This window comes from Bacillus sp. MM2020_4 (genome assembly GCF_011250555.1).
GTDB lineage: Bacteria > Bacillota > Bacilli > Bacillales > Cytobacillaceae > Neobacillus.
This window is the reverse complement of sequence record NZ_JAANMZ010000001.1, coordinates 343171-355342: the sequence shown is the minus strand read 5'-3', so window position 1 is coordinate 355342 and position 12172 is coordinate 343171. Positions and strand designations below refer to the sequence as shown.

Genomic DNA, 12172 nt, shown 5'->3' with positions numbered 1-12172 from the left:
ATAATATATAGACCCCAATTTAATATGTAACATAACAAAAAACCGCTTGTAAAAATAACAAGCAGTTTAAAAAATAAGGTATTTCTTTATCTAGCCAGCTGGAAAAGAGTCTATCTCTTTCAACGCGGCTCTACGATTAGTTTAATAGCTGTGCGTTCTTCCCCGTCAATTAAAATATCGGTAAACGCAGGGATACAGATCAAATCAACTCCGCTAGGTGCTACAAATCCTCTTGCAATCGCTACTGCCTTAACGGCTTGATTTAATGCACCCGCACCAATAGCCTGTATCTCCGCTGCACCTCTTTCACGCAGAACTCCGGCGAGTGCACCAGCTACAGAATTAGGATTAGATTTTGCTGAAACTTTTAATATTTCCATTCCCCTAGCTCCTCCCTAGAAAATCCCGATCCCGCATGAGCAGTTTCATGAACCAATCAGGTTATAACATTCCACTGCTACTATATTCAATCGCCAAAAGACATATTCCAGCTTGGACAAAAAAAAGAAAAACGGAAGTGCTTAGGTGTGCTGGTGCTAGCAATTCATAAATAGAAAAAACTCCTGAAAGGAGTTTTCACTTAGCTATAAAATGGATGATCATCATTTATTAATATACGGTCGAGTTTTTTGCACAGACCACTTTTTCTGTCTAGTTCCATATAAATCGCACTCAGTTGGTTGCGTTCTGATTTGGGCACTTCAAAACGAACAGGCATGCTTGTTCGGAACTTCTTAAGAACCGCTTCCCTCTCCATCCCTAAAATGCCGTCATATGGGCCTGTCATACCCACGTCAGATAAATAACCGGTTCCTCCTGGAAGGACTCGATTATCGGCCGTTTGAACATGTGTGTGTGTCCCTATGACTGCAGATACCCTACCGTCCAAAAACCAACCCATTGCTTGTTTTTCACTTGTCACTTCTGCATGAAAATCTACAAAAATAAACGGTGTTCTTTCCCTCGCTATCTCGACTAATTCCTCGGCTTTTCTAAATGGGCAATCTAGTGGAGCCATAAATGTCCGACCTTGGAGATTAATGACAGCTACTTCTAACTCATTCACTTTAAAAAATGCTATCCCTTTTCCAGGCGTCCCTTCAGGAAAATTTGCAGGACGGACCAGATTTTTTGCTGTTTCGATAAACTCAAATATTTCCCGATTATCCCAGGCATGATTTCCAAGGGTGATCGCCTGTGCCCCGTTACCCAAAAATTCCCGATAAATTTTCTCCGTAATTCCCCTGCCCCCAGCTGCATTTTCACCATTGATAATGGTAAAGTGCGGGCGATATTTTTCTTTTAATTTTGGTAGATATTCCTTTACCATGTCTCGACCAGGTGAGCCGACAACATCGCCGATAAAAAGTAGATTCATTTTTTCCCTTTCCTCAATCCCAATTGTAATAGTTAAAATCGTATCACGTTCACACATTTCTAATAAATAAAGCGGTGCATGTGCACCGCTTTATTTCGCATATTCTACAGCCCGTGTTTCACGGATTACTGTCACTTTAATGTGTCCCGGATAATCAAGTTCTTCCTCAATCCGCTTGCGAATATCGCGCGCTAATCGATGTGCTGCAAGATCATCTACTGCATCCGGCCTTACAATGATTCGGACTTCACGACCTGCTTGAATGGCGAAGGATTTCTCAACACCTTCATACGACTCGGAAATCTCCTCAAGCTTTTCAAGACGTCGGATGTAGTTCTCAAGTGTCTCACTACGTGCACCTGGTCTTGCGGCTGATAAAGCATCAGCAGCAGCAACGAGTACAGCAATAATTGATGTTGGCTCCGTATCACCATGATGCGAGGCAATACTATTGATTACCACTGGATGTTCTTTGTATTTCGTTGCAAGTTCTACCCCGATTTCGACATGGCTGCCCTCCACCTCATGGTCGATAGCTTTACCAATGTCATGAAGCAGGCCTGCACGACGTGCAAGGGTTTCATCTTGACCAAGTTCAGCGGCAAGTAATCCGGAAAGCTGTGCCACTTCCATTGAATGTTTTAAGACGTTTTGCCCGTAGCTCGTACGGAATCTTAAACGACCAAGAATCTTAATTAGATCCGGATGGAGTCCATGAACACCCACTTCAAAGGTGGTTTGCTCACCAACTTCACGAATATACTCATCAACTTCCCGACGAGATTTTTCTACCATTTCCTCAATTCGTGCCGGATGGATTCGTCCATCTTGAACTAATTTCTCAAGTGCTAAGCGTGCCGTTTCTCGACGAATAGGGTCAAAGCCTGATAGAATAACTGCTTCAGGAGTATCATCAATGATTAAATCAATTCCCGTTAACGTTTCAAGCGTACGGATGTTTCGTCCTTCACGGCCAATGATCCGGCCCTTCATTTCGTCATTTGGCAGGTTGACGACAGAAACTGTCGTTTCCGCAACATGGTCAGCAGCGCAACGCTGGATTGCTAACGAAAGTATTTCTTTCGCTTTCTTGTCAGCTTCTTCCTTCGCCCGATTTTCGCTTTCCTTAATCATTATTGCCGTGTCATGGGTTAGCTCTTGCTCCATTCTGTCAATAATGATCGTTTTTGCTTCCTCGCGCGTTAAGCTCGAAATTCGTTCGAGTTCAGTCTGTTGTTTTCGTACCAACTCGTCCACTTTGCTTTCCATCTCTTCAATATGCTGTTGTCTTTGATTTAGAGAATCATCCTTCTTTTCTAAAAGATTTTCACGCTTGTTTAACGTTTCCTCTTTTCGATCTAAATTCTCTTCTCTTTGCAGTAAACGGTTTTCTTGTTTTTGCATTTCATTTCTTCGTTCACGAACCTCACGTTCAGCTTCTGTTCGAAGCTTGTGAATTTCATCCTTTGCTTCTAGCAAAGCTTCTTTTTTCAAGGAATCAGCATCACGTTTTGCATCTTCAAGAATCTGCTCTGCAGCATTCTTTGCACCTGCTACTTTTGCTTCAGCAATGGATTTATGAACAAAATAGCCAACAACGGCACCGACGATAAGGCCAAGCAAAATGGAGATGATTGTAATAGGGTCCATCGTTACACCTCCTCTTGCTATGAACTTTTGTAACATTTTTCAAGTGTCGGCATGTACATTGTTTAGACTCAACATACAGCAAGCACCAAGGCTTTTCGCATTGTAATATTTCCAAAAATGTAAAATATACATGTTAATTGTAAAGGTGGGGATATTTATTGTCAAGGTTTTGTCTAATCGGCATGGTGAAATACCTAGAATTTGACATCAATTGGCTGTCATAAAGTGAAAAACGAATATTATTTCATGAATAATATAAAAAAATACATTATAAAAAAAGGAGCAAAACTTTATTCAGCTTTGCTCCTCTCCTCCTCTAGTCTATTAATTCAAATTGTTCATCATCGTCTTTCTCAGTGACAAATTTTTCACTATCTAAACCATAATGCTCACGGATTTTCCCTGAAATTTCGAGACGAATATCCGGGTTTTCCCTTAAGAAAAGCTTTGCATTCTCGCGGCCTTGGCCTAATCTTTCACCATTATAGGAGTACCATGACCCGCTCTTTTCAACAATATCTAACTCTGAGCCGAGATCGATGGTCTCGCCTTCTTTAGAAATTCCCTCACCATACATAATATCTACCTCTGCAGTACGGAAAGGAGGAGCGACTTTATTCTTAACTATTTTAATCTTCGTCTTATTACCGACAATATCAGTACCCTGTTTTAACGCCTCTGCACGGCGTACTTCAATACGGACAGTTGAATAGAATTTTAATGCGCGTCCACCTGGAGTTGTCTCAGGGTTTCCAAACATAACGCCAATTTTTTCACGAACTTGGTTAATGAATATGGCAATGGTCTTCGATTTGTTGATTGCACCAGATAATTTACGCAGTGCTTGCGACATCAAACGAGCTTGTAAGCCCATGTGAGAATCTCCCATTTCGCCTTCAATTTCCGCTTTTGGAACTAAGGCTGCTACTGAGTCGACTACAATAATATCAATTGCGCCACTTCGAACTAATGCTTCAGCGATTTCAAGTGCCTGTTCACCGGTATCAGGCTGTGATAGCAATAATTCATCAATGTTTACACCTAATTTTTGGGCATATGCCGGGTCTAGGGCATGCTCAGCATCGATAAATGCTGCTTGTCCCCCATTCGCTTGGACTTCAGCTATCGCATGCAAGGCAACGGTTGTTTTACCAGAACTCTCAGGACCATAAACCTCGATAATTCGGCCTCTAGGATATCCGCCCACCCCAAGTGCTGCATCAAGTGCTAATGAGCCACTCGGACTCGTTAATATCTTGGTATCTGTTTTCTCTCCCATCTTCATGACGGAACCTTTACCGAATTGCTTTTCTATTTGCTTTAACGCCATTTCTAAGGCCGCTTTACGATCACTCACGAATAATTTCCTCCTTATATATAAACACTCGCTTATTGCCACAATCTATTAAATACCTATAAACAATATAACCTTTTTTATGGTATTTGTCGAGTAAAAAGTCGAACATTTATTCTGTTATTTTTTAAACAATATATACTGTGATAAGAGGCTTATTCACATCATATTTGTTTTTTCTCTCCAGATTCTCCTTCAAAAAGCAATATATCTTCCTTAATTTGAAAATTCAATTCTTATAATAATTTTTATATTAAACAAAAAATCACAGAACACTATTTAGTATTCTGTGACTCTTTTAAATGACGCAAGATAAAATAACAGCCGAATTTAACAGCTCGGTTCCGGTTTGCTTCCCTCGTTCCCGCAAGGATCATTTTTTCAACCATTGTCGGTCTTCCTTTTATAGCAATTCCAATATAAACTGTACCGACTGGCTTGCCTTCCAGCTCATCAGGCCCTGCTACACCGGTAAAGCTAATCCCAATATCACTCTCCAACAGCCTGGCGGCATTTTCAGCGAGCTCTTTTGCACACTGTTCACTCACAGCACCATGTTTTTCAAGCGTTTCCGGTTTCACCTGCAATACACGCTGTTTTGCTTCATTCGAATAGCAAACAATCCCGCCTTTAAAAATCGAACTCGACCCGGCAATCGAGGTTAACTCTTTTTGGAACAGTCCCCCTGTTAAACTCTCGGCGGCCGTAATTGTTAGGTTTCTTTCTTTTAAACATTTCGTTATTTCTGCCAAAAGAGAGGTGTTGTCATATCCATATAGAAAATTCCCGACCCGTTGTTTTATCGTCTTTTCCACTTCATCCAGCATAGTATGCGCTGCCGCTTCATCGACATGTTTAGCTGTCAGTCTTAAGGTAACCTCTCCATCGCCTGCGAGCGGCGCAATCGTAGGATTACTTTGTGCATCAATTAAATCGATAATTTCCGTTTCCAATGCTGCCTCGCCAATACCAAAAAATCGTAACACCCTCGAGACAATTTTCTCATTCGATTCATTTTTTGAAGCAAGTGCCTGACACCCATATCGAAGAAACATCGGTTCCATTTCCTTGGGTGGTCCAGGTAACAGCACATAGACGTGGCTGTTGCTTTCTAGAACCATTCCTGGTGCCATCCCATGATCATTTGGGAGAATAAGTGACCCTGCTAATACAAGTGCCTGTTTGCGATTATTTTCCGTCATTACACGGTTTGTCCGCTTGAAATACAGCTCTATTGAGTCTAATGCGGTTTGGTCCATAACCAGTTCTTTTCCGATGTGTCGGGCAATTGTTTCCTTCGTCAAATCATCCTTTGTCGGCCCAAGACCGCCAGTAAAGATAATCATGTTCGAACGGTTCTCTGCAACTTCAATCGCTGCCTTTAGACGGTCAGGGTTATCGCCTACTACCGTATGATAAAATACATTAATACCAAGTCCGGCTAATTGCTGTGAAATAAAGCGGGCATTGGTGTTAACAATTTGACCCAGTAATAATTCTGAACCGACAGCAATAATCTCTGCATTTTTCATTATGTCACCCCTTAGTAAACACTGTACATCTTATTTTGAATTTTTTAACACATGACTATTTTTCGCAAAATAATCCCAGCCGGACCAAATTGTAAAAATCAACGCCACCCATAATGCGACAATATCAAAACGGAATGGAATCAATGTAAAAATAATATTATGTAACAATAAGGATGAAATGGCGACGATTTGCGCCCATGTCTTTATTTTACCAAGCATATTTGCCGCAACAACCTCACCTTCTCCGGCAAGTAAGAGGCGGAGGCCTGTTACAGCAAACTCCCTGCTGATGATGATAATCACGATCCAAGAGGGTGCATATATATCATTCATTTCTACAAGGACTATTAGTGCAGCCGAGACAAGTAATTTGTCAGCAAGCGGATCAAGAAATTTCCCCATATTGGTGACAAGGTTAAACCTGCGGGCATAGTATCCATCAACCCAATCGGTTGTTGATGCCAAGATAAAAATAAGTGCGCCGACAAAATGGGTAACTGGCATGTCTGCCCCTAAAAGACTAATTGTCCCCCAATCAAAAGGGGCTAACATAATAATCAAGAATATCGGAATTAATAATATTCTGGATACGGTAATTCGATTTGGAATATTCATAATTTCCCTCCAAGTAATGATTAAAAGTGAAAAATAGCCATCAACAGATGACTATTCATTCTTCAGAACATATTGAATCGTGATGTTCTGAACATTCGCTGTCGCCGGTATCGCATACTCGAGCTGTTGGTCATTCACAAATATGTCAGTATCCGCAGCGTTTCCGACTCTAATAACGGCCGTACTTTCCCCAGATAAATCCTGCGTTTGGCTTTCTGTTGCTCCCGTTTTAAGCGTCCCTTGAAAAAAGGTCTTCCCTTTTCCATTTTTAATGCTTACCCAGGTATTTCCTTTAGAAACCAATTTCACAACAAATTTATCCGCATTTTTCAAATCATAGGTGGAATTAGTACCACCACTTTGAACTACTGTTAACTCCTGCTTTGGTGCTTCCACAACAGGTGTTTCTTCCTCTTCTTGTTTCGCGGGCTGATCCTCTTTTTTGGTGTCTTTCGTTTTTTCTTTTTCTTCCGCTTTAACCTTCTCTAAGCTTTCGTTTTTTTCAATTCTAACCTGCTCACTGTCGTTTTTAACCGCTTCATTTTTATTAGAATTAGCATGGTTTGTTATATAATAATATAAAAGACTAGCCACGCCGATCACGAACACACCAATCAAAACTTTCGGAAGAATATCAAAGAGCTTTGAATTTCCTTCTGTGATGGTTTTGTGTGTCTTGACCCTTGATAATTGCTGCGGCAAATCATCATTATAGGAAGCTGGTATTTCGGTTTTATAGGTTTCAAAAATTTCATCCGGATTCAGCTCCAATGACTCCGCATACTGCTTGATAAAGGCTCGCACATAAAAATTCCCAGGCATACTGGAATAGTTACCATCCTCAATTCCTACTAAATACCGTTTTTGAATTTTTGTCATGGATTGTACATCATCTAAGCTTAATCCTTTGGCTAATCGGGCTTCTTTTAGTCGATTCCCTAATTCAGTCAACTGTAACACCTTCCAATTTATTAAAAATCAAAATCTCCAAAATCTGATCCAGAAAACATATTGTGCTGGTCTACAACTTCGTATGTAATCTCTTCATCCGCGTCATTTCTAAGTTCAATAATATAATCGAAATCATCTAGCGTATACTCAGAGTTCTGTACGAAAATATCAGGATGCTCAATTACCTTCACTGATGGCAGTCGCATAATTTCCCGGACCAGCTGCCAGTGGCGCTCATTTGCCCGTTTTGTTGAAACAATCCCATCAAGAATAAACAGATTATTTTCGTTGTACTCATCTTCAATCAGTTGATTGCGGATCGTTTGTTTTAAAAGGGTAGATGAGACAAATAACCAGCGCTTATTCGCACAAACACTTGCTGCTACTAGTGACTCTGTTTTGCCCACGCGAGGCATTCCACGAATGCCAATAAGCTTGTGTCCCTCCTGCTTAAATAATTCTGCCATAAAATCGACTAATAATCCAAGTTCATCCCTTACAAAACGAAATGTTTTTTTATCATCCGCATCCCTTTGAATATAGCGACCGTGCCTGACAGCAAGTCTGTCACGTAATTTAGGCTCTCTTAGTTTGATTAATTTTATTGTGTCCATCGTATGTAAAATTGACTCAAGCCGTTTAATTTGATCATCATCTTTTGCTAATATTAAGAGACCTCGTCTACCCTCATCAACACCATTAATCGTGACAATATTGATAGCAAGCATTCCTAGTAAGGATGAGATGTCGCCAAGTAAACCCGGACGGTTTTTCTGAATTTCATATTCCAAATACCATTCTTTTTTCAAGATAAAAACCCCCAAAAGAAGTTTCGACATTTTTTTCATTTCCTTTATCTATCCCCTATAATAAATGATTTTGATGGAAGATGAAAGAAAAAACAAAGAGAATGACTTATTTATCTATATTTTATACTTGACAGTAAAAAGAGAGAGGAACCCAAGGGCTCCACTCTCTTTTTAACGGCTTCCGTTATTTGATATCAGTTTGACCATTATATTGGCAATGGCTTGCTGTTCTTGTTTATCAGCAACAGACCAGAGATCCGAAAGAATTCTCTCTTGCTCATTTTTCGGCTCGACCTGGTTCGCTAAATAATCACCAATTTGAAATGCAAGGTTACTAACTGCCCCTTCACTCATACCTTCATTTTGTGCATGATGAAGACGATCCGCTAAGAAGTCTTCCCACTGCTTCCAGTTATCTAAAACAGACATAATATTACCTCCTTTAGAATAGTACAAGGTTATTTTGCGAAGGTTTGGCTTAAACTATTCATGAATAATTTGTGAAAATTACGTGTACCATCCTCCATTTATTGCCAGAACTTGACCTGTCATATAGGATGAATCTTCGGATAACAAGAAGGCGACACTGCCCGCAATTTCTTCAGGCAGCCCCAGTCTTCCCATCGGGATCTCAAAAGTAATCTGTTCCAATTCTTCAGGTGTAAAACTTTCCATCATCGGTGTTGCCACAGCCCCTGGGGCTACCGCGTTAACACGAATGCCGTTTAGTGCCACTTCTTTACTTAGCGCTTTAACAAAGGCTAGTTGTGCACCTTTTGCCGCTGAATAAGCCACTTCACATGCTGCACCGGTTTGTCCCCAAATAGAAGTGATCACTATAACATTTCCTGACCCTTTTCTTAATAATTTTGGGAGCAATTCTTTTGTTAACAGTATCGGGTTAATGACATGGACATTCATTAATGCCTCAACATCTTTCTGCTGCAAATCCACGAACAAACCATATTGGCTGTTGCCGCCGCAATGAATGATGGCATCTAAAGAAAAAATGTGCTGTGCTATGGATTTATATCCCCCAGCATCTGCCAAATTCGCTTGAATAGGAATATATTCCTTGTCGAACGGTGTCAGCTTGTTCAATAACCCCCTTATGGATTGTTCATTTTTATTATAGTGTAAATACAAGGAATACCCCTTTTGAGCTAAATTAATCGCAACCGCTTGACCGATTCCACCACTTGCTCCCGTTATTAGTGCATATTTTTTCATTCGAATCACTCTCTCTTTAAGTTAAAACATAAAACAGAGAAGAAGCGTCGGAATAACGACGCTTCACCCTATTTTTTCTTTGGTATTACTTGGCAAACGGAGAACCGTTCCTCTGATATGACTTCCGCTGCTAATGCTTGAATATCATTTAATGTGATTTTTTCTAGCGTTGGAACCACATCGAAAAGATTCATTTCATTAAAGGCATAACGAGTAAATTGATTAGCGATATATTCGGGCGAATTCACCGCACGTAAAAAGGCACCAATTTTTTTCCTTTTCGCTCTTTCCAATTGCTGTTCGGTAAACCTGTTGCTCTTTTTTGCCTCAAGGAGCATTTTTTCTAGCTCATCTGCAAGTTTATCCGGTTCTCCTGTGTCTCCTCCAACCATAGCAAACCCAAACCCTTGTTCCTGTGTATAATCATATGAAAAGGTTTCATCAATTAGTCCTTCACTGTAGAGACGATTATAATTTTCAGAGCTTTTTCCAAACAACAAATCAAGCAACACGTTCATCGTTAACTCATTCTTCAGTAATTCTTCACCGGTTTGATCGACATGAAGTGCTTTGATGCCAATCAGGGATTTAGATGTTTGCACATTCATCTCCAAGACTTGCTTCTTTTCAGCAGCTTGTGTTGGTTCCGTATCAAATTTCCGTTGGATTTCAGGCATTGCTTTATACTCTTTTTTCGATTGATTTTCTCGAACTTGCGTCATTATCTTACCCGGATCTACAGGGCCCACAATAAATAATAGCATGTTACTCGGATGATAGAAGGTATTGTAACACTCATAAAGCCAATCCTTTGTAATATGGGAAATGGATTCAATCGTGCCGGCAATATCTATTTTAACTGGATGATTTTGATATAAGTTTTGGATTAAACCAAAGTATAACCGCCAATCAGGATTATCATCATACATGGTAATTTCCTGACCGATAATGCCTTTTTCCTTTTCAACCGTTTTTTCAGAAAAATAAGGCTCTTGAACAAAATCAATCAGGGTTTCAAGATTTTTTTCTACATCTGATGTACTTGAAAATAAATAGGCAGTTCGTGTAAAGGAAGTAAAGGCATTAGCAGATGCTCCTTGACGGCTAAATTGCTGAAACACATCGCCATCCTCTTTCTCAAAAAGCTTATGCTCTAAAAAGTGGGCAATTCCATCCGGTACCTTTACATATTCGTCTTTTCCTAACGGAACAAACGTATTGTCAACTGAACCATATTTAGTCGTGAACGTTGCAAACGTCTTATTGAATCCTTTTTTCGGTAAAATATAAACATTCAGCCCATTTGTCATTTTTTCATGAAAAAGCTCTTCTTGAAGCTGGTCAAACGTAATTTTCTCCATTATTCGCCCGCCTCCGTTCCTGTTAAAAAATAAATAGTATCAAGATTGATTTTATTGGCAACTGCAATAATTTCTTCTTTTGTCACCTTTTGCATTTCAGAAATCCAGCTTTCAAGTTTGATATCACTGTGTGCAACCACATTATGATAAAGAATTTCAGTTAACCCTCTGGCCGTATCAACGGTTTCCATTATTTGATTCTGAATCACAGCCTTTGTTTGAGCTAACTCCTGATCAGTAAAATCGCCTTTTTTCATAGCTTCCATTTGCTCATGGATAATTCCTACTGCTTGATCATAGTTCTTTAGATCAATCCCTGACATTACCATCATTAAGCCTTTATGACTTTCCAAACGGCTCGCAGCGTAATAGGCAAGGCTTGCTTTTTCCCGCACATTGATAAATAGCTTGGAATGTGAAAAACCGCCAAAAATCCCATTAAAAACTTGAAGCGCAAAGTAATCGGAATCACCGTATATAATATTGGTTCGATACCCGATATTCAATTTCCCTTGTTTTACATCCTGTTCTTCTTTTACCTCGTTTACTTCTGTTCTTTTATTAACTTTTGCTGCTTCTGATTGTTTTGGTTCCCGGCTTTCAAAGTGAAGCAGCTCTTCTGCGAATTTTTTTACTTCATCTTCTTTTACATCCCCAATGACATAAAGGTCCATCTCATCCTCTAAAAAGGCCTTTTTGAAATATTCATATAAATTTTCCGCAGTGATCGTCTCAACTTCCGCCGCTTCGCCGTTTACTTGGAGGGCATAGGGTTCTCCTTTACACATTTCTTCTAAAAGGCGCACATTGGAATAACGCATTTTATCATCATAAACCGATTGGATTCGCGACTTAAGTGTCCGTTTTTCTTTGTCCACTGATTCCCTATCAAACGCATTTCCTGAAATATTGGGTTTAGTTAAAATCTCTGTCAATAATTCAAAGCCTTTTTTCAACAACGGATTGGAATCGCTTAAAAACTTTTCATTGGCAATTTCCAATGAGAAGCTCATAATGTGATATTCCCCTTTTTTGGCCAGATCAACAAAAAATGTCGCACCATATAGCTCATCTAAATAAGACCGTAATGCTGTTGTGGTTGGATACTTACCAGAGCTGCTTTGTAATACATGGGGAAGGAGTGCTCTTTTTGTTACATCCGCTTTTGTCAAAGGGGCTTTCATTCTCCACACTATTGTATTCGTTTTATATTTTTCTGTTGTAATGACATGAAGTTTATACCCGCTCATTTCTGTTATTTTTTCCGAAGTGGCATCCATTAACATTCCTCC

The 12172-nt window shown here is 39.8% G+C and carries 12 protein-coding genes; all 12 read right to left on the bottom strand.

The genetic code is table 11. The features are described from left to right. Positions 1 to 119: 119 nt before the first annotated feature. The gene (gene spoVS, locus G6554_RS01770; protein ID WP_003211281.1) at positions 120 to 380 is read right to left on the bottom strand and encodes a stage V sporulation protein SpoVS; all 261 of its coding nucleotides are present in this window, start codon (positions 378 to 380) and stop codon (positions 120 to 122) included. Positions 381 to 580: 200 nt separating this feature from the next. After that, positions 581 to 1378 (bottom strand): TIGR00282 family metallophosphoesterase, encoded by a 798-nt coding sequence (locus G6554_RS01765; protein ID WP_166238103.1) that lies wholly within the window; start codon positions 1376 to 1378, stop codon positions 581 to 583. Between the two features lie 90 nt (positions 1379 to 1468). Next, positions 1469 to 3028, bottom strand: coding sequence for a ribonuclease Y (rny, locus tag G6554_RS01760; RefSeq protein ID WP_166238100.1), 1560 nt, complete (start codon positions 3026 to 3028; stop codon positions 1469 to 1471). Positions 3029 to 3344: 316 nt separating this feature from the next. After that, the gene (gene recA / locus G6554_RS01755; RefSeq protein ID WP_166238098.1) at positions 3345 to 4385 is read right to left on the bottom strand and encodes a recombinase RecA; all 1041 of its coding nucleotides are present in this window, start codon (positions 4383 to 4385) and stop codon (positions 3345 to 3347) included. Between the two features lie 272 nt (positions 4386 to 4657). Then, complete coding sequence (locus tag G6554_RS01750; RefSeq protein ID WP_166238096.1) at positions 4658 to 5914, bottom strand: competence/damage-inducible protein A; 1257 nt, start codon at positions 5912 to 5914, stop codon at positions 4658 to 4660. A 30-nt stretch (positions 5915 to 5944) separates the two neighbouring features. Then, entirely contained in the window at positions 5945 to 6529 is a 585-nt protein-coding gene (gene pgsA / locus G6554_RS01745) for a CDP-diacylglycerol--glycerol-3-phosphate 3-phosphatidyltransferase (RefSeq protein WP_166238094.1), read from the bottom strand. A 51-nt stretch (positions 6530 to 6580) separates the two neighbouring features. Continuing rightward, entirely contained in the window at positions 6581 to 7480 is a 900-nt protein-coding gene (locus tag G6554_RS01740; RefSeq protein WP_166238092.1) for a RodZ domain-containing protein, read from the bottom strand. 20 nt (positions 7481 to 7500) lie between these two features. Further along, positions 7501 to 8292 (bottom strand): DUF3388 domain-containing protein, encoded by a 792-nt coding sequence (locus G6554_RS01735; protein WP_166238148.1) that lies wholly within the window; start codon positions 8290 to 8292, stop codon positions 7501 to 7503. A 168-nt stretch (positions 8293 to 8460) separates the two neighbouring features. Beyond that, positions 8461 to 8718: a DUF3243 domain-containing protein gene (locus tag G6554_RS01730; protein WP_007087162.1), complete on the bottom strand. Its 258-nt coding sequence runs from the start codon at positions 8716 to 8718 to the stop codon at positions 8461 to 8463. A gap of 78 nt (positions 8719 to 8796) precedes the next feature. Beyond that, complete coding sequence (gene ymfI, locus G6554_RS01725; RefSeq protein ID WP_166238090.1) at positions 8797 to 9519, bottom strand: elongation factor P 5-aminopentanone reductase; 723 nt, start codon at positions 9517 to 9519, stop codon at positions 8797 to 8799. 68 nt (positions 9520 to 9587) lie between these two features. Continuing rightward, a complete protein-coding gene (gene yfmH / locus G6554_RS01720; RefSeq protein WP_166238088.1) occupies positions 9588 to 10880 on the bottom strand; it encodes an EF-P 5-aminopentanol modification-associated protein YfmH in 1293 nt (430 codons plus the stop codon). Beyond that, positions 10880 to 12160, bottom strand: coding sequence for an EF-P 5-aminopentanol modification-associated protein YfmF (gene yfmF / locus G6554_RS01715; protein ID WP_166238086.1), 1281 nt, complete (start codon positions 12158 to 12160; stop codon positions 10880 to 10882). Before yfmF ends, yfmH begins: the two co-directional genes overlap by 1 nt. Between the last annotated feature and the right edge of the window lie 12 nt (positions 12161 to 12172).

What these genes read in the sequence shown, in the direction of transcription:
- spoVS (WP_003211281.1), bottom strand. Translation starts at nt 380, where the DNA reads ATGGAAATATTAAAAGTTTCAGCAAAATCTAATCCTAATTCTGTAGCT.
- G6554_RS01765 (WP_166238103.1), bottom strand. Translation starts at nt 1,378, where the DNA reads ATGAATCTACTTTTTATCGGCGATGTTGTCGGCTCACCTGGTCGAGAC.
- rny (WP_166238100.1), bottom strand. Translation starts at nt 3,028, where the DNA reads ATGGACCCTATTACAATCATCTCCATTTTGCTTGGCCTTATCGTCGGT.
- G6554_RS01750 (WP_166238096.1), bottom strand. Translation starts at nt 5,914, where the DNA reads ATGAAAAATGCAGAGATTATTGCTGTCGGTTCAGAATTATTACTGGGT.
- pgsA (WP_166238094.1), bottom strand. Translation starts at nt 6,529, where the DNA reads ATGAATATTCCAAATCGAATTACCGTATCCAGAATATTATTAATTCCG.
- G6554_RS01730 (WP_007087162.1), bottom strand. Translation starts at nt 8,718, where the DNA reads ATGTCTGTTTTAGATAACTGGAAGCAGTGGGAAGACTTCTTAGCGGAT.
- ymfI (WP_166238090.1), bottom strand. Translation starts at nt 9,519, where the DNA reads ATGAAAAAATATGCACTAATAACGGGAGCAAGTGGTGGAATCGGTCAA.
- yfmH (WP_166238088.1), bottom strand. Translation starts at nt 10,880, where the DNA reads ATGGAGAAAATTACGTTTGACCAGCTTCAAGAAGAGCTTTTTCATGAA.
- yfmF (WP_166238086.1), bottom strand. Translation starts at nt 12,160, where the DNA reads ATGGATGCCACTTCGGAAAAAATAACAGAAATGAGCGGGTATAAACTT.